This is a genomic window from Lysobacter sp. TAB13 (genome assembly GCF_052113885.1).
In the GTDB taxonomy this organism is placed as follows: Bacteria; Pseudomonadota; Gammaproteobacteria; order Xanthomonadales; family Xanthomonadaceae; genus Lysobacter; species Lysobacter gummosus.
Genome location: NZ_JBFRDR010000001.1, coordinates 662973 through 689282 on the forward strand (window position 1 = coordinate 662973; position 26310 = coordinate 689282).

Annotated in this window: 21 protein-coding genes; 14 read left to right on the top strand and 7 right to left on the bottom strand. The window is 62.5% G+C overall.

The window, feature by feature from the left end; genetic code table 11:
- The first annotated feature begins 221 nt into the window (after nt 1-221).
- Together AB4Y92_RS02515 and AB4Y92_RS02520 are read left to right on the top strand one after the other, a co-directional pair.
- Nucleotides 222-1682: an FAD-dependent monooxygenase gene (locus AB4Y92_RS02515; RefSeq protein WP_441818211.1), complete on the top strand. Its 1461-nt coding sequence runs from the start codon at nt 222-224 to the stop codon at nt 1680-1682.
- Nucleotides 1683-1774: 92 nt separating this feature from the next.
- Nucleotides 1775-2452 (top strand): class I SAM-dependent methyltransferase, encoded by a 678-nt coding sequence (locus AB4Y92_RS02520; protein WP_441818212.1) that lies wholly within the window; start codon nt 1775-1777, stop codon nt 2450-2452.
- A 147-nt stretch (nt 2453-2599) separates the two neighbouring features.
- Here the strand turns inward: AB4Y92_RS02520 and AB4Y92_RS02525 are convergent, their stop codons facing one another.
- The 3 genes from AB4Y92_RS02525 to AB4Y92_RS02535 form a co-directional block, all read right to left on the bottom strand.
- Complete coding sequence (locus AB4Y92_RS02525) at nt 2600-5470, bottom strand: type 2 lanthipeptide synthetase LanM family protein (RefSeq protein WP_441818213.1); 2871 nt, start codon at nt 5468-5470, stop codon at nt 2600-2602.
- A gap of 109 nt (nt 5471-5579) precedes the next feature.
- Complete coding sequence (locus tag AB4Y92_RS02530; RefSeq protein WP_057942542.1) at nt 5580-5765, bottom strand: DUF6229 family protein; 186 nt, start codon at nt 5763-5765, stop codon at nt 5580-5582.
- 350 nt (nt 5766-6115) lie between these two features.
- Nucleotides 6116-6742 (bottom strand): energy transducer TonB, encoded by a 627-nt coding sequence (locus AB4Y92_RS02535; RefSeq protein ID WP_441818214.1) that lies wholly within the window; start codon nt 6740-6742, stop codon nt 6116-6118.
- A gap of 419 nt (nt 6743-7161) precedes the next feature.
- On the opposite strand from AB4Y92_RS02535, the gene AB4Y92_RS02540 reads away from it, so the two are divergent.
- From AB4Y92_RS02540 to AB4Y92_RS02555, 4 genes are all read left to right on the top strand, one after another.
- Complete coding sequence (locus tag AB4Y92_RS02540) at nt 7162-11937, top strand: RHS repeat-associated core domain-containing protein (protein ID WP_441818215.1); 4776 nt, start codon at nt 7162-7164, stop codon at nt 11935-11937.
- A 621-nt stretch (nt 11938-12558) separates the two neighbouring features.
- Nucleotides 12559-12927, top strand: a complete 369-nt coding sequence (locus tag AB4Y92_RS02545) for an STY0301 family protein (RefSeq protein ID WP_441818216.1) — start codon at nt 12559-12561, stop codon at nt 12925-12927.
- A 228-nt stretch (nt 12928-13155) separates the two neighbouring features.
- On the top strand, nt 13156-13719 hold the full coding sequence (locus AB4Y92_RS02550; RefSeq protein WP_441818273.1) for an energy transducer TonB: 564 nt from the start codon (nt 13156-13158) through the stop codon (nt 13717-13719).
- Between the two features lie 628 nt (nt 13720-14347).
- The gene (locus tag AB4Y92_RS02555) at nt 14348-14593 is read left to right on the top strand and encodes an XAC0095 family protein (protein ID WP_441818217.1); all 246 of its coding nucleotides are present in this window, start codon (nt 14348-14350) and stop codon (nt 14591-14593) included.
- A gap of 536 nt (nt 14594-15129) precedes the next feature.
- On the opposite strand, the gene AB4Y92_RS02560 is transcribed toward AB4Y92_RS02555, so the two are convergent.
- From AB4Y92_RS02560 to AB4Y92_RS02575, 4 genes are all read right to left on the bottom strand, one after another.
- Nucleotides 15130-15645 (bottom strand): hypothetical protein, encoded by a 516-nt coding sequence (locus tag AB4Y92_RS02560; protein WP_441818218.1) that lies wholly within the window; start codon nt 15643-15645, stop codon nt 15130-15132.
- A gap of 188 nt (nt 15646-15833) precedes the next feature.
- The gene (locus tag AB4Y92_RS02565) at nt 15834-17252 is read right to left on the bottom strand and encodes a hypothetical protein (RefSeq protein ID WP_441818219.1); all 1419 of its coding nucleotides are present in this window, start codon (nt 17250-17252) and stop codon (nt 15834-15836) included.
- Nucleotides 17253-17416: 164 nt separating this feature from the next.
- Complete coding sequence (locus AB4Y92_RS02570; RefSeq protein ID WP_441818220.1) at nt 17417-17635, bottom strand: DUF4287 domain-containing protein; 219 nt, start codon at nt 17633-17635, stop codon at nt 17417-17419.
- A 91-nt stretch (nt 17636-17726) separates the two neighbouring features.
- Nucleotides 17727-18653: a hypothetical protein gene (locus tag AB4Y92_RS02575; protein WP_441818221.1), complete on the bottom strand. Its 927-nt coding sequence runs from the start codon at nt 18651-18653 to the stop codon at nt 17727-17729.
- A 342-nt stretch (nt 18654-18995) separates the two neighbouring features.
- Here AB4Y92_RS02575 and AB4Y92_RS02580 point away from each other — a divergent pair, with 342 nt between their 5' ends.
- The 8 genes from AB4Y92_RS02580 to AB4Y92_RS02615 all read left to right on the top strand — a co-directional run bounded on the left by AB4Y92_RS02580 (nt 18996) and on the right by AB4Y92_RS02615 (nt 26269).
- A complete protein-coding gene (locus AB4Y92_RS02580; RefSeq protein ID WP_441818222.1) occupies nt 18996-19553 on the top strand; it encodes a hypothetical protein in 558 nt (185 codons plus the stop codon).
- A 112-nt stretch (nt 19554-19665) separates the two neighbouring features.
- Entirely contained in the window at nt 19666-20148 is a 483-nt protein-coding gene (locus tag AB4Y92_RS02585; protein ID WP_441818223.1) for a GNAT family N-acetyltransferase, read from the top strand.
- A gap of 187 nt (nt 20149-20335) precedes the next feature.
- The gene (locus AB4Y92_RS02590; RefSeq protein WP_441818224.1) at nt 20336-20947 is read left to right on the top strand and encodes a hypothetical protein; all 612 of its coding nucleotides are present in this window, start codon (nt 20336-20338) and stop codon (nt 20945-20947) included.
- 4 nt (nt 20948-20951) lie between these two features.
- Entirely contained in the window at nt 20952-21518 is a 567-nt protein-coding gene (locus AB4Y92_RS02595) for a hypothetical protein (RefSeq protein ID WP_441818225.1), read from the top strand.
- A 271-nt stretch (nt 21519-21789) separates the two neighbouring features.
- On the top strand, nt 21790-22560 hold the full coding sequence (locus AB4Y92_RS02600) for an SDR family NAD(P)-dependent oxidoreductase (RefSeq protein ID WP_441818226.1): 771 nt from the start codon (nt 21790-21792) through the stop codon (nt 22558-22560).
- Nucleotides 22561-22695: 135 nt separating this feature from the next.
- Nucleotides 22696-23262: an elongation factor P-like protein YeiP gene (yeiP, locus tag AB4Y92_RS02605; RefSeq protein WP_441818227.1), complete on the top strand. Its 567-nt coding sequence runs from the start codon at nt 22696-22698 to the stop codon at nt 23260-23262.
- 150 nt (nt 23263-23412) lie between these two features.
- Nucleotides 23413-23874 carry a GNAT family N-acetyltransferase gene (locus tag AB4Y92_RS02610; RefSeq protein ID WP_441818228.1) on the top strand — a complete coding sequence of 154 codons (462 nt, stop codon included), beginning with the start codon at nt 23413-23415 and terminating at the stop codon, nt 23872-23874.
- A 277-nt stretch (nt 23875-24151) separates the two neighbouring features.
- Nucleotides 24152-26269, top strand: coding sequence for a phosphocholine-specific phospholipase C (locus AB4Y92_RS02615; protein WP_441818229.1), 2118 nt, complete (start codon nt 24152-24154; stop codon nt 26267-26269).
- Nucleotides 26270-26310: the final 41 nt, after the last annotated feature.

The window sequence follows — 26310 nt, forward strand, 5'->3', positions numbered from 1 at the left end:
GGCCGGGCTGGAAGGGGTTTCGTCCGTGCTGGATGAACCCGTAGCGATAATTCGCGGCTCTTCCCTATCACTATCCTAAACCACCCCGGGCTTGTGGCAAGCCCCCCGTCGTGATGCTCAATCGCCCACCGAACTCAAGCAACGAGGAGGTGCGCAATGACTCTGCCGCTATCGATGTACGCGTCACGCCGGAACACTGAACAGGCGATCGGAGCACGGCCATGACGGCGCATGCGGTGGTCATCGCCGGCGGCGGCCCGACCGGGCTGATGCTGGCGGGCGAACTGGCCCTGGCCGGCATCGATGTCGCCGTCGTCGAGCGGCGCGCCAGCCAGGATCTGCAGGGCTCGCGCGCCGGCGGCCTGCATTCGCGCACGCTCGAGGTTCTGGATCAACGCGGCATCGTCGAGCGCTTCGTCTCGGAAGGACGGCCGCATTCCCAAGTCCACTTCCATGTTCCCCTGGATATCGGCGACTGCCCTACCCGCCACAACTACGTGCTGGGGCTGTGGCAGAAACATATCGAACGCATCCTGGCCGAATGGGTCGGCGAACTGCCGGTGAAGTTTTATCGAGGCCTGGAGGTGACCGATTTCGCGCAGGACGACGACGGCGTCGAGGTGATGCTGTCCGACGGCCGCTCGCTGCGCGCGCAATACCTGATCGGTTGCGACGGCGGCCGCAGCGTCGTGCGCAAGACCGCCGGCATCGAGTTCGCCGGCTGGGATGCGACAACGAGTTGGCTGATCGCCGAAGCGGCGATGACCGACGAACCGAAGTGGGGCTTTCACGAGGACGCCGCCGGCATCCACGGCATCGGCAAGGGCGACAACGACACAGTGCGGCTGGTGCTGACCGAACGGGAACTGCGCCTGGATGCCGAACCCAACGACGACGAGGTTCGCGCCGCACTGACCGGCATCTATGGAAGCGACTACGGCATCCACGATTTCGCGTGGATTTCCCGCTTCACCGACATGGTCCGCCAGGCCGCCGCCTACCGCGACCGCCGCGTCCTGCTGGCCGGCGACGCCGCCCACGTGCATCCGCCGATGGGCGGCCAAGGCCTCAACACCGGCGTGCAGGATGCGGTGAACCTGGGATGGAAGCTGGCCCAGGTGATCAAGCGGATATCGCCGGACACCTTGCTCGACAGCTACCACGCCGAGCGCCATCCGGTCGGCGCGCGCGTGCTGCGCAACACGATGGCGCAGACCGTGCTGCGCCGCACCGACGCGCGCAGCAAGGCCGTGGGCGATGCGGTTACCGAGATGCTCGGCACCGATGAGGCGCGCAAGCGATTCGCCGCGGAGATGGCCGGCTTGAACATTCACTACGACTTCGGCGCGGGACATCCACTGCTGGGACGCCGTATGCCCGATCTCGACGTGATCACCGCCGAGGGTCCGCTGCGGGTCTTCAGCTTGCTCCACGAGGCGCGGCCGCTGTTGATCAACTTCGCCGGGCGTGGCGGTTACGACCTTGGTGGCTGGAGCGAGCGGGTGCGGTCTGTCGATGCCGAGTACGCAGGCGAGTGGGAGCTTCCGACATTGGGTATCGTCGCGGCGCCGAGCGCCGTGTTGATCCGGCCGGATGGCTATGTGGCTTGGGTCGGTGAGGAAAACCAGACGGGCCTCGCGGAGGCGCTCGCCACTTGGTTTGGATCAACTGCGACCAATTAGCGCAGCCGGCGCCTGATGTTGCGCCGCGCTTGGTTTCAGACGAAGCCCTTGCAGTAGCATGAACCGCCCGAACCCCACGCTGGAGCCCGGTTGTGTCGTCGTTCTCCGATCCCCAAGCGGTCGCGCGTTACGCGCAAGGCCCCGTCAGGCAGGTGCCGGGCTTTCATGCTCTGCAACAGATGACCGAGCTACTGCTGGCCGAGACCGTTCCCGATGACGGCCACGTCCTGGTTCTGGGCGCCGGAGGCGGCCTGGAGTTGAAGGTCTTCGCCGAAGCGCATCCGCAATGGCGGCTGGTCGGCGTGGACCCGTCGGCGGAGATGCTGAAACTCGCAGACGCCACCCTGGGGCCCGTTGCGACGCGGGTCGAGTTGGTCGAAGGCTATATCGACACCGCGCCGCCGGGCCCCTTCGATGGCGCCACCTGCCTGCTGACCTTGCACTTCCTGCCCAGCGATGAGCGCTTGAATACGCTGCGCGAAATCAGGCGGCGCTTGAAACCCGGCGCGCCGCTCATCGTCGCCCATCACAGCGTTCCGCAAGCGCAAGACCAGAGGCTGCGCTGGCTCCATCGCTACGCCGCCTTCGCGGCGGCGTCCGGCGTGCCCACGGTGGATGCCGCCAACGCCGTCGCCGCGATCAACAGCCGCCTGCCCATGCTTTCGCCCGAGCAGGACGCGGCCTTGCTGGAAGAAGCCGGCTTCGAACGGATCGAACTGTTCTACGCAGGGTTTACCTTCAAGGGTTGGGTCGCCTGCAACCCGGTCTGAAGCGGTCTCGGTCGTCAAGATCGAGTGGGCTGGGTACGAATAGCCACGTTTGCGAGCTTGCTTAGACCACCCAGCTCGTCAGTCCCGCGAACGCGGGAATGACGAGCAAAAACAGAGGCTCCGCACCGAAGCAGAGACCCTCAGGTTCTACGAGACCGCCAGCGCTTCCGCATCCGCCGACGTGCGTGCCTTCAACTTGGCCTGCCGCTTGCATTCCAGCAACAACGGCGAAGCCAGATCGCACTCAGGATGCATGCGGTTGAGCCCGTGAATCGCCCCGGCCAGACCGGTCATCAGTCCCGGCGTGAACGCCTGCTTGGTGATGCCGCCGACGATGCCGTGCTCCTCGATCGCCGAAACGACTTCGGCAGTGGCGTCGTCGCGATCGATGGCGCTGGCCTGCGGATCGAGCAAGGACGCGCGCACCAGCAACTCCCATAGCGAGAAATCGCCGTGGCACAGCGTGTGGGTAAAGCCCCACTGCCCGCGCGCCGCCGCCACCGCGCGGCGCATGTCGCGCAGATCGCGCGGATCGCCGCTGCGCGCATACAGATCCGCCGCGGCCAGACCGATGCCGACGCCGCCGTTGCACCAGGTCGGAAAGTTCACCGTGTCTTGCATGCGCACATCGCGCCAGTTGCCGATCGAAGAATCGAACAACAAATCCTGGAAGGCGAACGCGGCATCGGCGAGTTCGTTCCAATGCTTGCGGTCGGATTCGCTGCCGGCATCGCTGCGCGCCAGACGCGCCAAAGCCCAGCCGATGCCGTAACCGCCGTGGGCGAAGCCGCCGATCGGATCGGCCAGTTCCAGCGTCTGCCAATAAGTTCCGCGCTCATCGCTGCGCACCGCCGATTGCAGGCGCGTCGCGGCGCGCGCGGCCAGCGCCAGCCAACGCCGGTCGCCGGTGGCCTCGGCAAGGCCCAGCAGCGGCGCGATCGCGCCGCAACTGCCGTCGGTGATATCCAGGCTGCGATCGTCGTCGAAGCCTTTTTGCTCCAGCGCTTGCGCGCAGGCGCAGGCATTGGCCAGCAACTGCGGCCGCCCGAGCAGATCGTGCAGCACCAGCCACGCCCAGATGCGGCTGCCGTCGCCGGTGAAGCCGCCCACCGTCGCCGGCGCCGGCTCGGCCTCGACCAGACTCTGCAATGCGACCAGAGCGCCTTCCAGCGCCTCATCCACGCCCGCCACCGGATCGGCGCGGCCGTTGCGCACTTCGTGCTGGTAACCGGCCAAGGCCACGGCGACGCCGCCGAGACCGAAATAAGTGTCGCCGCCCAGCGGCTGCACATGCCAACCCTGGCTGCCGAAGCTTTCCGGCGTGATCCAGGTGGTCGAACCGTCCTCGCCGTGCACCGCCAGCTTCAGCAGCCGCTCGGTCGTATCGGCGGCGAGCTTGCGCCTGCGTTCGTCGAGCCGGTCGCGATGCGGATGGCGGGCGTAGTGCGAACGGCTGTCGCGTTCGCTCGGGCCGTCGGCGCCGCTGTTGAGCTGAGTGACGACCAGCGAACTGCGGATCGTCATTTCCTCCAGTTCGATCCGCATCGCGCGCCAATTGGCGAAGGTCTGCGCGATGCGTTCGGGCGACAACGACAGCGCGAAGATCGGAATGTCGCCATAACGCAGATCGTGGATTTCGCGCGCGATTTCCTCTTCCGAAAACGCCACCATGCCGACGCTGCTGGAGAACAGCTTGTGCGCGCGCTCGATCGACTTGGGCTCGTCGTACAGCGACGCCGGATGCCAGAGCATGCGGCCGATTTCCACATAGATCTGCGTCGCGCGGCGGACTTCGCGCGCGCGGCAGCCTTCGAACGCGGCCAGCAGCGGCGCCAGCGCGCCGTCGGCATCGAGCCGGCGCAGCCGTCGCGAGGCATCTAGAAAGGCGTCGCTGATCTCATCCCAATACCGCGACACATCCGGATTCGGGCTGGGATGGTTCTGCGACATCGCCATTTCCGCTTCGACGATCTTCACCCGCGCATCGGTGGTGCCGTCGTCGGCGATGACCGGCACCTGCAACTGCGGCTGCTCGCCCGGCAATGCGCCGGCGGCGGACAAATCCGCGCGGCCGAAACCCAGTACCGGCGAACGGAACGGCACGATGCCGGTGCGCAGCACCGAGCTTTGAATCAGCGTCTGCGCCAGATCGTAGGCCTGGCCGTAACCCGACGGCGTCACCGGCAGCGCGGCGGCGAACAGGCTCTCGACATCGACCACCACCGGCACTGGACCGGCGGCGACCAGATTCTCCAGATGGATGTCGGTGCCGCCGAGCAGGCGCAGTATCGCCAGCCAATGGCCGAGGCCGCGATAAAAACCGCGCAATTCTTCATCGCCGTCGCAATAGCGATGTTCGATGAAAGCGGCCCAGCCGTAGTCGCCCTGGTCGAGCACCGCCGGCACGCGAATGCGTCCGTCGCCTTCGAAGACGCGTGCGAGAAAACCGTCGAGCACCGCGTCGATGCGCAGCGAACGCGGTTTGTACATGACTTGCCCGGCCTCGAAACTCAGCCGCGCCACGGTCTGCCCGCCTTCGTGCAGATCGCCCTGGTCGAGCGTGATCGAGATCAATCGGCCGGGCGCGGCGCCGAGCAAGGTCGCCAACTGCGCGCGATCGGCGATCAAGCGCACGACCAACGTTTCGATGGCGAGGCATTGCTGGCTCAGCGTGCGCTCCAGGCGCTCGCGCAGCGGCGGATAACGGCCGTACAGCAGTTCGGAAAATTCCGGGCGCAGCGCCTTGGCGACGAACTGCGCGAAACGGCCCGGCTCATCCTCGGCGGTGAGCTCGCCGGCCAGCTTCGCCGCATGCAATTCCAGCAGCAGCACGCGATTGAGCTTGAGCCGCGCATTGGAGTACAGAGCCTGAGCGACGGCCTCGCGGATCAGCTGCGATTCGTCCGCATCCAGGCCGGTAGCCAGGGCCGCGAGGCGGACCTCGAAGGCCTCGCGCGCGGCGGCGGTGAAATGATCGGTGATCGGACCGAAGCCCTCGTGGATACGGCTTTCGGTCATTGCGATACCGGTCTGGGATTTGGGCGGCGGCGCGAGGATGGCGCGCGCGGATGGACCAGCGACGACGCGCAACCCGTGCCGGGCTGCGCGTCGATGACGCGTGGCTAACTCAGATGCAGCAGTAGCAGCGGCCGTTGGGGCAAGTGGAGACCGACGTGGAATGCGTCACCGGAGCCCGCATGGCATCGGTTACCGCGCTTTCGCCTTCCAGATACAGCGGACCCGCCGGATTCTCGTAGCCATCGACGCTGTCGGCGCCATTGAGCCAGCCCGAGACGATATCGTTGCTTTGCATTGCTAGTCCTCCTTGAGTACTGAATGTCGCCCAGCAGACGGCCGCTCCATGTGTCGAAACCCCGTCGCACCGGACATCGATTTCAACCTCGCGGCCTCTCCCTCGCAAACCGATTCGCATCGGCGACGTGTTTCAAGAGATACCACTTTGGCACTCTAAACAGGGCGCTGAGCTACTGTCAAATGTGCAGTGCAGCAGAGTTCGGGAGGGAGCGTTCTGTGCGATAGCGGGACTGGAACGCAGGCCTCGCGCGGGCTCCAGCCGTCATCGCTTCCGTCTTTTTGCGCAGCTGCTGCGGAACACTTGCGCGGATTCGGCTCGCAGCTCCGGTGGCTGTGGGGCGCCACCGCTCAAGGAATCGGATGGTCAAACAAGGGTTCGTAGCGAACTTCTTTCTCGCTCTGCCCGAGGAAGTCGAACTCCATCGTCACCCGCACGCTCGAACGCACCTTCCGTCCGCGATCGAACGCCGGCTTGAATCGCCAACGCTCCTGCGCGTAGTCCGCGGCGTTTTGATCCAAGAGCGCGTCGCCGCTTCCGCGCACGACCTCGACATCCAGAGGCCTACCTGTTTCGGATACCAGAATCCGAAGTTCGACCGCGCGTGGCCGACTGTCGAAGGTCTTCGCATAGGCGACGACCGGGACAGGCAGCCGATCGCCTTTGGCGGCGATGTCCGGCAACGCTGCGTCGCGGCCGTCGATTGCCAGGGGCTCTGCGACAACGGCCGCGATCTTCATGCCCTGCGTGGAGTAATGGTAGTAACGCGGCCCGCGATAAGGCGGCACAGTGCATAGACCGAGCCCCGTGCACTTGCTGAACTCGTAAGGGACGAAGAACTCGACGCCGCGCCTGATCGGTGCGGCCACCGGCAGCGTCAGCGCCAGCAGCAAGGCCGCGTGCAGGGCCATCACTCCGGAAATGACTCCGACCCGCACCGGGCTCCAATACGCATCTGGGTCTGCGGTTCGATCCATGGCCGGTCCCCAACCGTTTTCCGGCACTTTGCGCTTGGTGTTTGGGGCCTGCAAGACCTGCCCTATCCTCGGGCATGCAGCGGGAGGTCGCGGAGGTTGCGCGCCTGATAGCGCGGCGCGCCGATGAGATTGCGGCCGGCCGCGGACCCAAGCGGCATTGGCGGCTCTCTCGCAATGTCTCAGAGCCTGAGAGGCTTGCGTGTCACAATATTTATGGTAAATGATCACGCCTGGGTCCCCGCAGGAAGCCTGGCCGCCCCACGCAAACAAGGATAGGTTGCCGTGCCCGCTCTCGTCCCCCAATAGTTCAACCCGGCGCATCGCGCTGCGGTTCGCTTTTGCATGTCATCACGACACTAACGCATCACCCAGCGCAGGCGGATTGCCTGCTCAGTAGCTGTGACAAAAGGAGTTGCATTGTGAAAGACATATCCAGCACGCAGGTAGGACCGGGCTCCTCCCGTCCTACCCTGTCTTTTGCTTTAACCAGGACCACGCGCTTTTGGTCAATGGTTCTGGTCTTGTTCGCCGCTCTTCAAGTTGGCACCGCACTTGCGCAGGAGAGCGGGCATAGCTGGAAGGTCTACGGGTACGACACAGAGTTCAATACGCAGCAAGAAGCGCTTGCCTTCGCGCAGACACGTGGCAATCCCTATCAATTGGTCACGGCGCTCAAGAAGCGTGAGATAGCTGAGGATCGGATTCGCCTTACCTACGGCATACCGCGCGAGATATCTCAGGTCAACGAATGGACATACATCACTTTCGGCCTAGACTTCAAGGGAACGGAAGAGAACTTTATCGCTGCGTTCAAAGCACTGTACGACCAAAAGAGTATCGACCAAGGTTGCGCTCCAAACACTACAGCAGCGGTGCGAACCGGTGAGTGGCTTACATTGAACGAATGGCCCGACCATGTGGCCGCTCGCCAAATGGTGAACTACTCGTTCAAATGGAATTATAAATCGTCAGGAATCTGTGGAATCCATGACGACGACGAATACATCATTCGTGCGCGAGACCGATGCTCGAACGAAGACTTCATCTACGACGCCAGCAATAATACGTGCGGCAATGATTTCTATGTTGCGGAGTTGCTTGCTCCGCCTCTGTACTGCGACGCGTGCTCTTTGGTCGGCGACCCAGTGGATTTCACCACTGGTGATCAGTTCGAGACGGAGACCGATATTGATCTGAGCTGGATAAATTTCACTCGTTACTATCATTCGGCCGCATCCAGTTCGACCGGCGGATTCGGCTACGGCTGGACGCATTCGCACGACATACGCTTGGCCATTGAGAACGACAACCCGCCGGGGTTGGGTTTGATCCAAGCCAATGGCTCACATCTTCCGTTCGTTGAAATGGGTGGCTACTACGAAGCGGCCGACGGCAGCGGCGATCGAATTGTGGCTTCAGGCACCAACTGGATTCTACAGCGGTCCCACAACACGTTGACTTTCAACTCCACTGGACAATTGCTGGAACAGCGTGGCGACAACGGCGAAACGCTGAGCTACGCCTACGACGCTTTTAAGCGGCTATCGACCATCACGCATTCGACCGGCCGCTCACTGGTCATTACCTACTCCGGAAATGGAGACACAGAGAACGCAGCCATCGCCTCCGTGTCTTCGGCCGGACAAGCCCTGGCGACCTATACCTACAATGCTCACTGGCAGGTTGAATCGGCCACATATCCTGGCGCGGTCCACACTCGGACTTATCACTACGAAGATCCAAACTTCCCGCAAAATCTGACTGGCATCAGCGCGGAAGGCGGCGCCAGATTCAGTACCTTCGCGTACGATTCGCGAGGACGGTCCATAAGCGCCCAGCTCGCGGACGGGGTCGATGGCGTTTCCGTGACGTATTCGCCAGAGGGAGGGGCTGTAGTCACCGACGCATTGGGCAATGCAACCAACTACGCAGTAACCGACTCTGGAGACGACAGCAAGCCGCGCAAGGCCGGCAATCTGAGCGACAGCAAAGGAACCGTCCAACGTAGCTACAACAATTACTATGATGACTTCCGTCGCCGCATTAAGACGATCACCGACCGAAACGGAGTCACAACCGAACACAGCTACAGCGAGTCCGATGATCCCGTCACGACGCAGCCATCTTGGACGCACACTACGACTGAAGCCTTTGGGCTTCCGCAGCAGCGGGTCAGTGAGGAACGTCGCGACAACGCCAGCAATCGGGTACTGCTGACAAAAGTTGGCGACCGTGAGACGCGTATCGCGCGCAATCCCCGTTTCCAACCGGTCAATGTCACGGTCCGCGACACCACTACGAACCAAACCCGCGCTACGACCTACACGTACTGCGAAGCTTCTGACGTTTCGGCCAGCAACAGCACATGCCCTGTTCTGGGCCTATTGAAGGCTGTTGACGGCCCCCGCACCGATGTTAACGACATCACGCGACTTGAGTACTTTGGCAATGACGACAGCACCTGCGCCACTGATCCTGCGCTGTGCACCTTTCGAAAGGGTGATCTACGCAAGACCATCGACGCGCTTGGCCGTGTTACGGAAGTGCTGGGCTATGACCCACAAGGTCGATTGCTATCGATAGTTGATGCTAACGGCGTGGTCACTGACTACGGCTACGACCCTCGCGGTTCGGTGGCGACCGTAAAACAACGCGGGGCAAACGATAGCAGCGAATCCGATGATCGAATTACTCGCTTCAAGTATTACTTCACCGGCTTGGTGGAGACGATCACCCTGCCTGACGGCTCGATGACCTCCTACAACTACGACTCCGCGCATCGCCTGGTTAGTGTTTCTGATAACAGCGGAGGCAGCCTGCGCTTTACGCTCGACAAGGCCGGAAATCGGAAGGTGGAAGATAACAAGCGCGCAAATGGGTCGATAGCGCATACCTTGTCGCGGGTCTATAACGTCCTGGGGCAACTGGAAGCACTCAAAGATGCCTCGCAGAACGCCACCGTTATCCGCTACGACGCCAACGGCAATGTGGATCGCGTTACAGATGCTTTGGGACGAAAGACCGATCAGTTCTACGACCCCCTTAATCGTCTGACTCAGACCTTGGCCGACGTCGGTGGCGCAGAAGCGAAAACCATCATTGAGTACAACGCGCTCGACCAGGTCACAAGGGTCCAAGATCCGAAGGGTCTAAGCACGATTTATGTTTATAACGGCTTTGGCGACCAGACCCGGTTGACCAGTCCGGACACAGGCGTCACCGATTTCACCTACGACACTGCAGGCTTGCTGGTCACCAAAAAGGATGCAAACGATGCGGCTGCGCATCGCTATACCTACGATGCGCTTAACCGCCCGAAGACCATTTCGTACACCGCCACCGGCGGGCCAGATGTTGAGTATGACTACGACACAGTCAATAGTGGCTGCGCAGCCGACGAGACGTTTGCCATTGGCCGCGTTACGGCCATGCGCGCGGAAGGCACCGAACTTAAGTACTGCTACGATCGTTTCGGCCAGTTGGTGCGTAAGGTTCAGAGCCTAGGCGGGCAGAGCTTCACACTGCGCTATGCCTATACGGGAACGGGCCGCCTACAGTCACTGACCTATCCCGACGGCGCCATTGCCGATTACATCCGCGATGCTCAGGGCAGGATCAAAGAAATCGGCATTACACCGGCAGCGGGCGCGCGTACTACGCTCTTGACAGCTTCCTTCTACAACCCGCTAGGCCCGGTCGCCGGCTGGAACTACGGCAATGGTCGCAGCCTGCAACGGACCTACGACCTTGACTACCGCCCCAAGTCCATCCGCGACACCGCTAGCGGCGGCCTGTCGCTGGGTTACGGCTACAACACCGTCGGCGAATTGACCGACCTTAAGGACGGCCTGCTGAGTGGAAGCTTGGCGAAGTACGACTACGACACGCTTGGACACCTAACGGTGACACGCGATGGACCGACCGGCACGCCCCTGGAAACGTACACCTACGGCGATAAGGTCAACCGTACCAAGCTACTGCGCGGCACGATCACCGATAACTACGATGTTTCGGCCACTAGCCATCGGCTGAATAGTGTCGGAGGTGTGAGCCGAAGCTACGATGCCGTCGGCAACACCGTCGCCATCGGCGGCACCGCGAAGGAATTCGTCTACAACGCCAGCGACCGCATGAAGCAGGTCAAGCAGAACGGCGTAGTGACAATGGGCTACCGCTATAACGCCAAGGGCGAGCGGGTCGCAGCGATCAATGCTGATACGGGCCCAGTGACGACATACACCCTGCACGACGAGGCCGGACACTGGATCGGAGATTACGACAGCAGCGGCACAGCCGTTCAACAGGCAATCTGGATGGATAACGCGCCCGTGGGCCTGTTGTCAGGTGCGGGCACGGCGCAGTCGTTGAAGTATGTGGAGCCCGATCATATGGGCACGCCGCGAGCCGTCATCGATCCAAGTCGAAATGTCGCGATCTGGACGTGGGATGCGAAAGGTGAGGCATTCGGCAACAGCCCGCCGAATCAAGACCCCGATCTAGACGGCACGGCGTTCGTGCTCAACATGCGGTTTCCGGGGCAGCGATACGATGCGGCTAGCGGCCTGGTTTACAACTATTTTCGCGACTACGACCCAGCTAGCGGTCGTTATATCCAAAGCGATCCTATCGGCCTTTCTGGCGGACTAAGTACATTCGCCTATGCGGCCTCAAACCCAGTTTCCTTTATTGATGCGTTTGGACTCGATATTATGGGAATACATACCAATGCTGTTTGGTGGGGGCCGACAAGTGGCCATGCGTGGATCGCGATCTACTCAGATGATGGAGTACTCAAAGAAACCTGGGGAGCCTGGAATCCTGGCCATGAATTCACAAAAGACTTAGATGGCCATGGCAATAACCTCTATAAGAACGTAGAGAAGGTCCATCCAACAAGGTACAATCCAAAGGACGTAGAAGCCACTAATTTTTATATAAAGCTGTCCGAAATACAGCTGACTCGATTCCGGGAAATGACAAGGCAACGCTGGAAATACAGTGATCTGCGGGGAAATTGCGCATCATGGATCAAAAAGGCCTTTGAGCATACAATCAAAGGCGCGAAAATTAACGTAGATGATTGGACAGTTGGCGCAGATACCCCTAGATATATCCAAGGCAGCATTGAAATTTGGAAAGAGAATAAACAGTTCGAGAAGAACAGCTTAACCAATCCCGCAATTTTCAACGAGTAAGCAACCATGAATAAATGGCTTTTACTTCTTACCGTAGTGATTGCGCTGTCTTTACCAGCATGGCTAGTTCTAAAAACTGACAATGTTTCCGGGGATGAATTTAGGTCGATATACATCTCCGAGGTAGTGCATGCCTATTCATCCTGGTATTTATATAAGATTGACTCAGACAGATTATGCTTCCGACACTCCAGACCGGTTGTGCCAAAGAAATACTGCGTTCCCTCATCAGAGTTATCTGTCAGAAACAGTAAGGACGGCAAAGCGGAGCTCGGTTTCGTAACTTCAAAGAATCTATTTGTGCGCAACTCAAATGGAGCATCGGAAGAACAAATCGTAGTTCCTTGAGCAAATTGGTACTGAACGCCCGTTCGGGTAGCCGCGGCGACTTCAGCGCCCACTTTCTTGCCCACAAATTTAGTGGGCCGGAACTCAGCGATCTTAGTCGCACTTGCAAAAAAGGGCCTCGGAGAACGAGGCCCTTTTCTTTGGCGCGGAATCAAGCCGCAATCGCGTCGGCCGCACCCCCTGTTCAAAAAATACTGAATATCAGCGGCAACGACTATCATGAGAATTATGTAAATTCAGCAAGCAAACTCTCAACCATCGTCTGGTGAGCACATGACAATTTATGCCGCAGTGTTAGCGTCAGCGATTCAAATTCTTGGTTGCCCGGAAGTTGTTGAGGGTAAGCAGACCATTAACGCCCCACCTGCCGAGTGGAGCGTCCGATTTCCCTATACGAAGCACAATTTATCCGAGGTGGACGTCTATAGCGGCCCACCGAATGAAATGAGGCTGTTGATCGGCAGTGACCTAAAGTCGGGGGCGACGCAGTGGTCATCTACGGGAAGAGAAATGTGGGTTGAGTGCAAATACTCTCACTCAGCTGCGGTGCTCCGTCGGAATCTTGGGGCTGTTCGACGTTGCACATTCACGCCTGCTCCGCAGTTGACCACGGGCCCAGCAAAATTTACCTGTATCAAATGAGAAGAGGCCTCGGAAGCGGGGCCATTCTCTCGCTCTGGCCTCAGCCGCTCTGATTAGCCTTGCTTCGTCGTTGATCAGTGATACAGGTGAATACAGGCGGGGCTGCGCTGGGCTGTTCGGGCTGGACAAACGCACACCGGGTTACTTTTCCCAACTTGCGCCTGAGCACCACAAGCCAGCGCCCTTACATGCACAGGTGAACTGATGAGAACGGCATTGGCAGCTCTGATGCTCAGCGTTTGCACTATCGCAAACGCGCAAGAGATCAAAACAATAGAACGGGATTTGGCAGACGAGGTCGGCTCGATCGATCTGAAAACTGGGGTTACGGAGAAACAAGCTGGCGCGATCGCTCTGTTCTATTGTGAGCGGCACGTAGGCGGTTGTGGCACGACAGACGCACCCGTTAGTGAGACCTCTCGTTGGCAAATCACTGCTCGTACGGGAATCGATGGGGCGCCCGACAAGGATAAAATCCTTGTGGGCAAGCATTCCGGAAAGGTTTCGTGGAGCAAAGGCCCCACCGTTGATCTACTTTCGCTGGTGAGTTCGAAGGAGCCTGCGCCAACACCCGTTAATAGAGGCGACACAAAGGTTGTTCCAACCTCCGTTTCTGCAGTAAAGATTGAGTTTACGGTCTCGCCGGATGGCAAGGTCTCCGACGCCAGATTTAAGAGATCGTCGAAGAACGTAAAGTGCGACGTGCGGGCCAGAGCTCGCGTGGAAAGCTGGAAGTTTCCCCCCAGGAAGACGCCGATTCGGCTTGTCACGACTTTGGGCTGTGATAGGTGAGCGCTAGAACGGACGGCAATGTAAAGGGTGGCAGCAGAAGTTGATGGCTGATCACTACGTTTCAGGGCTTTAGTCGCAAGGGAGGGGCAAAGCCGCATAGGCCGGAAGTGTCTATATTTCCCTGGGCAGTCCACTCTCGCTGAATCGCTCTGGCGAACATTTTTCGGATTGGGTCGCTGGGAATTTTCCACTCACCTCCAGGCGTAGTAAATGAGGGGCCTCAGCAATGAGGCCCCTTTTGGTTAGCTTTCGTAGAAAGCGACACTGTCGTCCCATCGCCCGCCCGATGCGGAGCGCTCCGTTGATGGGGACATCGAGGGCTGGAGTAAATAATTCCGTCCTTATATCGAACGGTCATTTGACGACAAAAGCGGATAAGCACAGGCTAGTCCACGGAGACTCAAAACTCCTCACAAAGCGGTCCCCACCTCCGAAATATCCGGTGGTTTTTTTGTGCCTGCTGTCCGGGCACAAGCTCGGCGCGCTCCTGCGTCGGGAGGGCGGCTAATACAATACCCGCAAGGGGAATACGCCCGCCGTCTTTGTGCGGTTTTGAGCCTCCCGACTTCCCGCCTGCGACTTCGCGCAGCGCGGGCCCTGGTGTATCCAAGGAAAAGGAGTGCCGTCTATGCCCCCCAAAGCTTCGTCGTCCGCCGGCGATGCGGACAGTGTCGCGTTGCCGCTGGATGCGTTTTTCGAGTTGCGGGCGTTTCAAGACCAATTGTTGAGCGCGGCGCATACGCTCGATCCCGCCACCTCGCCCTGCCCGTCCCTTCGCAAACCCGAGCAGGCCCGCCATCGGGCGTTGGCGTCGGTATTCCGTGTGTGGGCGGATCAGATAGATCACAGTCTGGGCGCGGTGCGCTCGCCGTAGTTGCCGCGGCGGAGGCGGTGCAGCCCACGCCTTTGGTCTTGCTGGGTCCGGCGATCGATGTAAGCGCTTGCGTGCCATCGATATGTATTTTTTACATCCTCGAATGACTTTTTGGCGTTCCGTTGAGGCTTTTTGCGACTCGCGAGTATGAAATTCAGAATCGCGAGTCTGAAAAAGCTTTGTGCGAGTCGCGGGTTGGCTTTGCGTTGAACCGTTTCGGGATTGCATTGCGTCTTTTTCGGGTTCGCGAGTACGAAATCGCTTCATACGAGTCGCTCGATGGCTCTGCGTTGAAGGATTTCGGGACTGCGTTAAGGCCTTTTGCGACTCGCAAGATCGAAAACGGCTTACGCGAATAACTCGGCAGCTTTGCGTTGAGCCGTTTTGACGCTGCGCTGAATCTTTTTCAGATTCGCAGATCGGAAGAAGGCTCATACGAATCGCTTGGAGCGCTATCGCGGGCGCTGTCGGGCGCTGCGATGCAACGCACGCCTCCTTCCTGGAAGCATCGCGCCGGTCGCCAACAGGTATCCGGGTTAGCCGAAGTACGCCAGCACAATCAGGCGCTTTTTCGGAAATACCACCAGCACTTTCTCCGGGCCATGGGTGTAGAAGTTGCCCGGCTCGCGAACCGCTTGCTCCAGTTCCTCGCTTAGCGCCATGTCGGCATGGGCGCAGTACAGCCCTAGCGAAAGCAGGCTCTGGTCGTCGTTCAAATCGGGGGCATGCGGGGTCGGCCGCCACGGCTCGAAGGTGTGGTAGTAGTCGTGGGACTTGCGCGAGTAACGCGCGTTGTCGAAGAAGCGCAAGCCTTGTTTCGTTATCGCGTTCGCGCTGGCGCGGTCTAGTCGGAAGATGGCGACGCCGCAGCCTTCGCGTAAGTCGGATTCGCCGTCGATGAAGGTCGGGTAGGAAATACCGATGGGTTCGGGAATGACGCCGGCCATCCACCACGCTTCCCACAAGCACCAGGCGATATACAGCGACAACAGCACGCACGCGATCGCGATGACGAGTCTTTCGACTCGTTCGACTTTTTCCACGGTGACCACGGCGCCTTTCCCCTGCGATTGAATATCGCGGCACGGTAGTCGGCGCTCGTGGGTTGGGTACGAAGCGAAGGTGAAGTATCAGGCGTGGCTGCGAGTTGGGCGCAGCGGCAACGTCGATGGATTCCGGCTTGCACCGGAACCCATCGAAGGCTGCATTTTCACAGGACGTGCCGCATCGGCCGACGCCCTCAATTACCGTCGCGATCCACCGTGCGCAACGGCTCCTGCGCAGGCGCACTGACGCTGGTCGCGCCGACGCGACCGGCGCGCGGTGCGGCGTCGGCGACCGGCGGCGGTGCGCGCAGGCTTTGGTAGTAATTGCGGATGCCGGCGCTGAGTTGCAGCGAGTAGTCGGTGGTCATGTAGCGGTCGCCGGTCTGGGTTTCGATGTGCGAACCGCCGGGGATGGGCTTGAAGAATTCGTCGAATTGCGCCATCGGGTAGACGCTGGGCTTGGCGGCGCTGAAGACGGCCATGACCATCGGTTGGCCCATCTTGCTCGCGGTGGGGCCGGCGTAGGTGCCGGCGCGGCCGTGGCAGGAGATGCACGACGACACCGGGCTGTCGATGGGGCCGTTGAGGCGGCCGCCGAGGCCGTGGTGCAGGACGTAGGCGCGGTTGCCGTAGTTCCAGCCGGTGCGTTCGACCAAGGACGAAGTGATGCGGGCCTGGGTCAGCGCGGTGTTGACGAAGACGCCGTCGCGGTTGGCGTCGGTGCGCACGGGTAGATCGTCGCCCCAACTCGCGCCGACCGGGATCATGCGGTCCCACACGGTCGGGCCGGGCGCGCCGCCGTCGTAGATGAAGGTGCCGAATACCCAGCCGGTGGTATCGGCCATGCGCGGGTCTTTGACCGCCACATCGAGTTGCAACAGGCGCACGGTGCGGTCCACGCGCGGCTTGTTGTAGTTGACGTCGGGGTAGATGTTCGCGGTCCAGGTCTTGGTCCGGCTCAGGTACGGGATCTGCGCGGTGCTGGCGTCGGTGAACAACAGTTTGCAGGCCACCGAGTTGTCCGCGAAGGTCGATTTCGACGGATCGGGGCGGCCGTCGGCGGTGCGCCAGACTTTGCCCAGGCTGACCGCACCGCGGTCGTTGTAGAAGCCGACCGCCCAGTTCTGCGCGCGCTCGGTCTGTTTGCGGTGCAGGTCGAACGGGCGCGCCATGCGTTCGCGTGTGAGGCCGCGGCGCCATTCGCGGCCGCCGCCGAACTGAGCGCCGTCGTCGTGCAGCCACGGCGCGTGGTACCACTTGCGCACGCGGTTGTTCTGCACTTTGAAATCGACATCGACATTGCCTTCCAGGCAATAGTCGAGAACCGAACGCAGGTATTCGGTGGGGAAGGCTTTGAAGTCGATCGCCATCCACGGGAAGGTGTCGTCGGCGAAAGTCGTCGGGTAATCCTGACTGAGCTGGAAGACATCGCGCGCACCCGCCGGCGGCGGATAGTGCGGGTCGTAGCTGGGAAAGCGCACGGGGGCGTCGGCGGCCGCCGCGGCTGGAGCAGCGGCCGGCGTGGCGCCGGCTGCGCCCGCGGTTCGTTCCTGCGATACCGCCGTGGCCACCGTGGCCGCGATCAAACCCACTGCGATCAGCGCTGTTTTCATGATCCGCTCCCTGTTTCCCGTCCTTAACGCGATGGCGGGGCGGAAGGGGCCATGGATTTGCGGGATTCGCGGGCGGGCGCGCGAGTTGTGATCGTGGTCGCGGCCGGTCGCAGGATCGGCCGCGCGGGCTTACGGTGCTTTGTCGCAGCGTGCGCGGCGGCGGATCAGGCTTTCTTCGCCTGCGCCAGGTGATAGGCCACCAGTGCGTTGGCGTGTCCGTGGCCCAGCTTGTGTTCGCTCTTGAGGTGGGCCACCAGCTCCATGTGCTTTTTGTCGCCCAAGGCCTGGATCACCTTGAACCAGTGTGCGACCGGATGGCCGTAGGTCTTTTCGATCGAAGGGAAGTACGAGGCCGGGCCTTTTACTTTTGCGTCGTCCGCCATTGCGGGGTCTCCTTGGGTAACCGCCACGATGGCGGATCGAAAGTCGGTTTTATATCTTCTGGATTAGGTGAGCGTCGGCGGCGATCAGACCTCACGCCCCGGTGCTCCCCGCCGCACCCAAGCCGTTCCACTGTTGCGGCTGCGGAGTCCAATCGCCCTGCCCCAGCACGGCTTCGAGCAGGTGTTGCACGGGGTAGCCCAGATGCTCACCGGCGGCTTGGCCGGCGTCGTCGCGGTGGGCGGCCAGGACAAAGGGGACGAAGGCATCGTGGTCGCACGCGGCCAGGCCGATCATTTTCTTGGCAAGATCATAGGACAGCAGATTGCCGTCGTCGGTACGGTGGAAGGCGGCGCCGGACCAGTATTCCTGGACGCGTTCGGAAGTCCAGAACGCGGCGTGTTTCTGCGCGATTTCCTTCGGGGTGTAGAGCGAGGCGCGCGGGTCGCCCAGGCGCGGGAACAGGCTGTGTTCGGTGTTGACCGCCATCCCTTCGTTGACCCAGGTCGGAATAGGCAGATGCGCCAGCAAGGCGTGGGTGAGTTCGTGGGCAATGGTGGGGTGCATGGCGTCGGCATCGTTTTCGCACAGGGCGAAATGGCCGTAGCCGGCGTTGACGAACATACCCGAGGACATCGCGTACTCGCCGCCTTCGGGGTAGTAGTGGGCGATGTAGTCGTAGTACTGATCGTCTTCCATGAAGATCAGGCACACGTGCTTGCCGCCGCCAATGGGCTGCGCCAGCGGGCCCAGGTTGCGCACGATCCAGCGCCGTGCCGATTCGCAGAACTTCAGGAACGACTGCGCATCGGCGGATTCCAATGCGGTCAGCAGCAAAAAGCGCTCGGACGACAGCACGCGGTAGTCGGGCCCCAACGACTGCGCCAGCGCTTGCAGCCAGCGATCGGCAGCCGCGGTCCAGAACGCATCGCGTTCGGCATCCGACCAGTCCTGGCGCTCGGCTTCGGCGATACGCTCCCAGTCCGGCAGCGGTTGGCGGGTATCGCCCCACCAGTGCATCGCGACTTCTGGCACCGGAACCGGGACGGATGGTGAGGTTTGCGGCGATGGCGGCGAGGCCGTTTTGAACAGATTGCGCAAGCGGTCGAGCATGGAAGAGGAACCGAAGTGAGGTGGCTGGGGAGAGCCCGGGCGTGCGACCTCCCCCATTGTGTGGGGCGATGGGTATCGCGCGCCAGCCGCCCCGATCAACGCCATTGGAAACCCGCTGGCCGCGCGTTATAAAGACCAGCGGCTCGCCGACACAATCGCTGGATTTTCGCGGCCGTGCACCATAGGGGGAGTTCGATGAATCTGGCTATCCGATCGCGTGCGCCGCGTGCGCTCGCATGGCCGGCGCGCGTGCGTCGGCTGCCTGCGCTGCGCGTATTCGCGTTGTGCTTTGTTGTCGCGGCGTCGGCGTTGTCCGCGCCGGCGTGGGCGGATTTGCCCGAGTATCGGGTCTCGGTCGCCAACACCGATGTCCTCAGCCATCAGGCCGACGCGGCGTCGCTTCGGGTCGGCAGATTCACCGCCGCGCGCGGCGCCGACGATCAGGCCACGCAGGACGCGGCCGAGGCGGCGCTGTATCTGCGCGATGCCTTGTCCGCCGAACTGCAGGCCGCCGGCCGGTTGAGCGCGCAGGCGACGATCGATATCGACGGCGATCTGCGCCGTTATCAGGTCGGCCCGGCGCCGTCGTCGGGCATCAACCGCGCCAGCGTCGTCCTGCACGTCAGCCTGCGCCGCGACGGCGCGGCCTTGATGGAACGCGATCTGAGCATCGAGCAGGTATGGCCGCATGCGGGCACGCCGTGGATCTCGCGCTCGCTGACGTCCGATCGTTTGCTGACGGCGATGCAGACCTTGTTGCGGCAGCTGTACTCGGACCCGGAGTTCAAACGCGTTACGGCGCGCTGAGCGGACATCGCGGCCGCCCCGGCGGCTTTCGTTCCCACATCGGCCGCGGCGCGCTTCGCAAGCGCGGCGGTCTGAGCGAGGATGACAGCCTCGCGATCAGGAGATTCACCTCATGGCCCTGCCTCCCGGTGTCGTACTGCGTCCGATCCAGGCCCGCGACGATGCCGCCGCGGCGGCCATCATCCGTCAGGTGATGAGCGAGTTCGGTGCCGGCGCGATCAGCGATCCGGAGGTCGACGCGATGCAGCGCGCCTACAGCCTGCCGCGCAGCGCCTACTTCGTGGTCGAACGCGAGGGCCGCCTGGGCGGCGGCGCCGGCGTCGGCCCACTGCTGGGCGGCACCGACCGCATCTGCGAGTTGCGCAAGTTCTACTTGCTGCCGTCGGTGCGCGGGCTGGGGTTGGGACAGGCGCTGCTGGATCGCTGCCTGTTGACCGCGCGCGGGTTCGGCTTCGATCAGTGCTATGTCGAGGTACTCGATCGCATGAGCGAGGCGCAGCGGGTGCTGGAGGCGAACAGTTTCCAACTGCTGCAAGCGCCGATGGGCTACGGCGGGTTGCGCGGCGTCAATACTTGGTATTTGCGCAGTTTGTAACACCCCGGCCGGGCCGCCCTCGCCCCTCCCACTTTTGCCCCCGCCCGCCTGACCGGGCCCTTGCCCGCCGCCGAAAATAGCGACCGATCTCCGGTTGGAAATGTGACGTAGTCGCGCTATAAATCCCTTCGTGCCGCTCCGCGCGGTACTGGGGAAATCAAGCAACCAACCAACAGGGGATTTACCGATGTCCATTGCGAACCGGCTGCGCGCTCTGCGTGCGGCGTCGGCGGCGCTTGCCGTCTGCGTTTCGTTGACCGGCTGTCTGAGCATGAAGATGTACGTGGACCCGACGCTGCCGACGGTCGCCAAGAAGGACATCGCGCCGGTCGCGACGCCCAAGCCGGTGCAGTTGCTGGCCGAGTTCCGCACCAAGGGCAACGCCAATGCCCGCGCTACCGCCGAGTTGCGTCCGCGCGCGCTGGCGGTGGTCAACGAGTCCGGGCTGTTCAGCCGGGTCAGTGCCGAGGCCGCGCCGGGCGCCGGCCAACTGCGGATCGTCATCGACAACATCGTCGCCGACAACGCCGCCGCCAAGGGCTTCGGCACCGGGCTGACCCTCGGCCTGGCCGGTTCGATGGTCACCGACGGCTACAACGCGACGGTCAGCTACACCGCCGACGGCAAGACCACCGAGACCGTGGTCAAGCACGCCATCCACTCCACCATCGGCAACAAGGCCGGCCCGCCGGGCCTGACGCCGATGGAGGCGCAATCGGCCGTGCATCTGATAATGGATCAGATCGTCTGGAACGGCCTCAAGCAGTTGAACGAAAAACATGCGTTCGAGTCGGAGTGACCTCATGCGCATGATGATTCGTTTTGCGCTGGTCGCCGCTTTGTTGTTGCAGACCGCGTGCGTGACCATGGTCGCGCCCAAATATCAGTCGGGCATGGCCAACAGTCAGGTCCTGGGTCGCCAGAGCAACGGCGCGCCGTTGAAGGTGGGCGCGTTCACCGCCGACGCCAAGCTCGACAAGAAGGCGCTGAGCGTGCGCGGCTCGACGCTCAAGGGCGGCGACGACGGCAAATACTCGACGTATCTGCGCGATGCGCTCATGGCCGAGCTGAAAACCGCCGGACGCCTGGACGACAAGGCCAACAGCGAGATCACTGGCGAGCTGCTGGAAAACAAGCTCAACGGCAGCGGCATGTCCACCGGCAACGCGTCGGTGAAGGCACGCTTCGTGATCAAGCGCGATGGCACTCAGGTTTACGACCGCACGCTCAGTGCCCAGCACGAGTGGGATTCATCGTTCATCGGCGCGATCGCGATACCGGCCGCGTTCGACAACTACCCGGTGACGATCCAGAAGCTGTTCCAGCAGTTGTTCTCCGATCCCGAGTTCGAACGCGCGACCTCGCGTTGAACCCGGTCCGTTGCGACGCCGCCTCGGCGGCCGCAATCGGATTCGACCGGGTGCGCCGATGGGCGGCCCGGTTGGACTGAGCTGAAAGACCGGCGGCGCAAGGCCGCCGGTTGTCCGCCCGCGAAAACCCCGTGTCCGCGCTCCCGGCCCGGCCGATCCGCCGCTGAACCGGCATGCCCGCCCCTGCCCCTGCCCCGGCCGTTCGCCGCCGGTCCGGGCGACGATTCCCGCAGTCCTTTAGAATGGCGGTTTTCCGCCTTCAGGACCGCCCATGCAACTCGACAACGTCCGCGCCGTGATCACCGGCGGCGTCTCCGGCCTCGGTCTGGCCGTGGCCCAGCACCTGGTCGCCCGCGGCGGCAAGGTCGCGCTGTTCGACGTCAACGACGACAAGGCCGCGCAGGCCGTGGCCTCGCTCGGCGAGGACAAGGCCCGCTATTTCCGCACCGATGTCACCAACGAGGCCGGCGTCGCCGAGAACTTGAACGCGGCCAAGGAATTCCTGGGCGGCCTCAATGTCGCGATCAACTGCGCCGGCATCCTCGGCGCCGGCCGGGTGCTGGGCAAGGACGCGCCGATGGCGCTGTCGCAGTTCCAGACCACGGTGATGGTGAATCTGGTCGGCAGCTTCAATGTCGCCAAGGCCGCGGCGAATCTGATGCAGGGCAACGAGGCGGGCGAGGACGGCGAGCGCGGCGTGATCGTCAACACCGCCTCGGTGGCCGCCTACGAAGGCCAGATCGGCCAGGCCGCGTATTCCGCGTCCAAGGGCGGCGTGGTCGCGATGACCCTGCCGATGGCGCGAGAGCTGTCGCGCTTCGGCATCCGCGTGATGACCGTGGCGCCGGGCATCTTCTGGACGCCGATGGTCGATGGCATGCCCGAGTCGGTGCAGCAGTCGCTCAGCGCCTCGATCCCCTTCCCTTCGCGCCTGGGCCGTCCGGAAGAATTCGCCGATCTGGTCGCGTACATCCTCGGCAATCGCTATCTCAACGGCGAGACCATTCGCCTGGATGGCGCGACGCGGTTGGCGCCGAAGTAGCCGGGAATCGGGAATGGGGAATCGGGAATCGTAAAAAGCGATTCCGTCTCCACTCCCGGATCTCCGCGCCACTGCTTTTCCGATTTCCGATTTCCGATTTCCGATTCCCCATTCCCAATTCCCGGCCACACACCAATGAAAGCCTACGACGTCAAAAAAGGTAACGTAATCGAGCACAACAACACCGTGTACCAGGTGCGCGACATCGAACGCAGCTCGCCGCAGGGCCGCGGCGGCAACGTCAAGTTCCGCTTCACCATGTATTCGGTTCCCGGCGGCACCAAGTACGACCTCAGCGTCGGCGGCGACGACGAACTCAAGGAAGTCGAGCTGTCGCGCCGTCAGGTCACCTACTCGTACAAGGACGGCGACGCGTTCGTGTTCCTGGACGATGAGGACTACACGCCGTACACGCTCGATGCCGATGTCGTCGGCGACGCGGCCGGCTACATCGTCGATGACCTCAGCGGTTGCTATGTGCAGATCATCGACGACCAGCCGGTCGCGCTGCAGTTGCCGGCCAGCGTGACCTTGCAGGTCATCGAGACGCCGCCGGAACTCAAGGGCGGCACCGCGACCAAGCGTCCGAAGCCGGCCAAGCTGCAGACCGGTATCGAAATCATGGTGCCGGAGTACATCGGCAACGGCGAGCGCGTGCTGGTCAACACCGCCACCGGCGAATTCGCCGGCCGCGCCGACTGATCAATCCGCCCGGGCCAACGCGGCCCGGGGTTCGTCCGGCGCCGGCGCAAGCGGGCGCCCTTCGACAGAGCCTTCGCGCGACGACACGTAGCATGCGTCGCTTCAAACGCCGGTCCGCACGCGGGCCGGCGTGTTCGTGAAGGAGTTGGCATGAGGCAACACACGTACGGATTCGTCCCCGCCACCGACGCCGACTTGCCGCGTCTGCTGCCGGTGCTGCACGATTTTTATCAGGTCGAGCATCTACCCTGGAATGAGCCGGCACTGCGGTGCGCGCTGGCGGCGTTGATCGCCGATCCCAACGCCGGCCGCTTGCGTTTGATCGTGCGCGACGGCGAGATCGCCGGCTACTTCGTGCTGGGATTTTGTTTCAGCCTGGAATTCGGCGGGCGCTTCGGCTTGCTCGATGAGTTGTTCGTGCTGCCGGCGCATCGCGGCGGCGGATTGGCCAAGCGCGCCTTGGCCGAAGTCGAAGCGCTGTGTCGCGCCGAAGGCCTGGATGCGCTGCGCCTTGAGGTCAACGACGACAACACGCATGCGCGCGGCATCTACGAACGCGCGGGCTACATCGTGCATCCGCGGCGGTTGATGACTTTGTGGCTGCGCGACTGATTCGGTTCACGCATGCGTAGAACGCGTCATATCCCGCATGCATCCTACGGCGTTCATGCCGATGAACGCGATACGGTTGCGCATGGCCTCGCGCAACGCAGCATGCGCACGGCGAGGCACGATCGACCAGGACATCGATAGCAGCGATCGGAATCACAAAAAATTTCCGGAGAATTCGCGCGGTGCACTTGCAGGAGTGTGAATCCGCACACGCTGCGAACGCTGCCACACTGCTGCAACCTGCCATGTCCAGGCTTTATTGTTTAAGCGCGGCGCAATGCCGCCCGCCCAGCCCTGGAGCAAGGCCTTGATCTCCTCGAATCGTCGCGATTTCCTCAAACTCGCAGGCGGCGCCGCCGCGCTGAGCCTGTTGCCTCCTTCGATCCGCGCCGCCCTGGCCACGCCGGCCGCGCGCGTGACCGGCACGATTCAGGACGTCCAGCACGTGGTGATCCTGATGCAGGAGAACCGCTCGTTCGATCATTACCTGGGCGCGCTGCGCGGCGTGCGCGGCTTCGACGATCCGCGGCCGATTCCCCTGCCCGGCGGCAAGACCGTGTTCGAGCAGCCCAAGTCGGCGACCAGCCCCAACAACGTGGTGCTGCCGTTCCATCTGGACACCGCCAGCACCGCGGCGCATTGCCTGGCCGACATCGATCACAGCTGGAAGGGCGCGTATTCGCGCTGGAAGGACTACAACGCCTGGATCTCGGTCAAGGGCCCGATGTGCATGGGCCACTTCACCCGCGAGGACATGCCGTTCTACTACGCGTTGGCCGATGCGTTCACCGTGTGCGATGCCTATTACTGCTCGCATCACGGCCCGACCAATCCCAACCGCATGCATTTGTTCACCGGCACCAGCGGCATGACCGTGGGCGACCTGGGCCCGCAGGCGGTCAACAACGCCGACGACGGCAACTGGACCGCCGACATGGCGCGCGATAACCCGAACTTCGCCGGGCATCGCTGGACCACCTACGCCGAGCGCCTGCAGAACGCCGGCATCGCCTGGCGCGTGTACCAGGAACACGACAACTACGGCGACAACTCGCTGCCCTACTTCGCCAACTTCCGTAAGCTCGACACCAATTCGGAACTGTACAAGCGCGGTCGCGCCTGGGCGCCGGGTTCCACCGCTGAAAACGCCACCAAGTCGCGCGGCGAGTATCTGATCGCCGATTTCGCCAAGGACGTGCGCGAAAACAAGTTGCCGGCGGTGTCGTGGATCGTGCCGCCGTACATCATGAGCGAGCATCCGGCGGCGACGCCGGCCTACGGCGAATCGCTGACCGCGCGCTTGCTGGAAGCGCTGGTGGCCAATCCGGAGGTCTGGTCGAAGACGGTGTTCATCATCAACTACGACGAGAACGGCGGCTTCTTCGATCACGTGCCGGCGCCGTTGCCGGCGATCAATTCGAACCTGGGCAAGAGCACGGTCGATACCGCGACCGAGAACTACAACGGCATCCCGGTCGGCCTGGGCGTGCGCGTGCCGATGTTCGTGATCTCGCCGTGGAGCAAAGGCGGCTGGGTCAATTCGCAGGTGTTCGACCACACCTCGGTGCTGCGTTTCCTGGAATCGCGCTTCGGCATCGCCGAGCCCAATATCAGCGCATGGCGGCGCACCGTCGCCGGCGATCTGAGCACCGCCTTCGACTTCGACACGCCCAACACCAGCTTCCCGGCGCTGCCCAGCACCAGCGCGACGATGGCCAACGCCGACGCCAGCTGCAAGCTCGCCAAGCCCACCGCGCCGGCGCAGCCGAGCATGCCGCGGCAGGAACGCGGCCAACGCCTGGCGCGCGCGCTGCCGTACGAGTTGCGCGTGGACGGCCGCATCGAAGCCTCCAACGGCCGCTACTGGCTGGACTTCGGCAACGACGGCATCGCCGGCGCCTGCTACAACGTCTACGCTGGCAATCGCACCGACGGCCCGTGGTACTACACGCTCGATGCCGGCACGCAGTTGTCGGATTACTGGAGCGCCAAGCAATACACGAAGGGAATCTACGACCTGTCGGCCTACGGCCCGAACGGTTTCCTGCGCGTGTTCCGCGGCGATCTGAACAAGGCGCTGACGGCGACCGGGGCCAATCCGGAAGTCTCGGTTCGCCACGACGCCGCCGCCGAGCAACTGACGATGACCCTGGTCAACACCGGCAAGGCCGCATGCCGGCTGACCTTGAAGCCCAACCGCTACAGCAGCGCGGCCGCGCGTACTTTCGACCTGGCTCCGGGCGCGCGCAAGACCGCGACTTGGCCGCTGGCGACCAGCCGTCATTGGTACGACTTCAGCGTCACCTCCAACACCGACGCCGGTTATCTGCGCCGCTTCGCCGGCCATGCCGAGAACGGATCGGACAGCGTCAGCGATCCGGCCATCGGCGCCTGAGTCGCGTCTTCGCCAGGGCCGGTCGTCGCGCAGGCGACGGC

Coding starts and splice junctions, on each gene's coding strand:
- AB4Y92_RS02515 (WP_441818211.1), top strand. CDS start 222: ATGACGGCGCATGCGGTGGTCATCGCCGGCGGCGGCCCGACCGGGCTG.
- AB4Y92_RS02525 (WP_441818213.1), bottom strand. CDS start 5,470: ATGACCGAAAGCCGTATCCACGAGGGCTTCGGTCCGATCACCGATCAT.
- AB4Y92_RS02530 (WP_057942542.1), bottom strand. CDS start 5,765: ATGCAAAGCAACGATATCGTCTCGGGCTGGCTCAATGGCGCCGACAGC.
- AB4Y92_RS02535 (WP_441818214.1), bottom strand. CDS start 6,742: ATGGATCGAACCGCAGACCCAGATGCGTATTGGAGCCCGGTGCGGGTC.
- AB4Y92_RS02545 (WP_441818216.1), top strand. CDS start 12,559: ATGACAATTTATGCCGCAGTGTTAGCGTCAGCGATTCAAATTCTTGGT.
- AB4Y92_RS02550 (WP_441818273.1), top strand. CDS start 13,156: ATGCTCAGCGTTTGCACTATCGCAAACGCGCAAGAGATCAAAACAATA.
- AB4Y92_RS02555 (WP_441818217.1), top strand. CDS start 14,348: ATGCCCCCCAAAGCTTCGTCGTCCGCCGGCGATGCGGACAGTGTCGCG.
- AB4Y92_RS02565 (WP_441818219.1), bottom strand. CDS start 17,252: ATGAAAACAGCGCTGATCGCAGTGGGTTTGATCGCGGCCACGGTGGCC.
- AB4Y92_RS02570 (WP_441818220.1), bottom strand. CDS start 17,635: ATGGCGGACGACGCAAAAGTAAAAGGCCCGGCCTCGTACTTCCCTTCG.
- AB4Y92_RS02575 (WP_441818221.1), bottom strand. CDS start 18,653: ATGCACTGGTGGGGCGATACCCGCCAACCGCTGCCGGACTGGGAGCGT.
- AB4Y92_RS02585 (WP_441818223.1), top strand. CDS start 19,666: ATGGCCCTGCCTCCCGGTGTCGTACTGCGTCCGATCCAGGCCCGCGAC.
- AB4Y92_RS02590 (WP_441818224.1), top strand. CDS start 20,336: ATGTCCATTGCGAACCGGCTGCGCGCTCTGCGTGCGGCGTCGGCGGCG.
- AB4Y92_RS02595 (WP_441818225.1), top strand. CDS start 20,952: ATGCGCATGATGATTCGTTTTGCGCTGGTCGCCGCTTTGTTGTTGCAG.
- AB4Y92_RS02600 (WP_441818226.1), top strand. CDS start 21,790: ATGCAACTCGACAACGTCCGCGCCGTGATCACCGGCGGCGTCTCCGGC.
- yeiP (WP_441818227.1), top strand. CDS start 22,696: ATGAAAGCCTACGACGTCAAAAAAGGTAACGTAATCGAGCACAACAAC.
- AB4Y92_RS02610 (WP_441818228.1), top strand. CDS start 23,413: ATGAGGCAACACACGTACGGATTCGTCCCCGCCACCGACGCCGACTTG.
- AB4Y92_RS02615 (WP_441818229.1), top strand. CDS start 24,152: ATGCCGCCCGCCCAGCCCTGGAGCAAGGCCTTGATCTCCTCGAATCGT.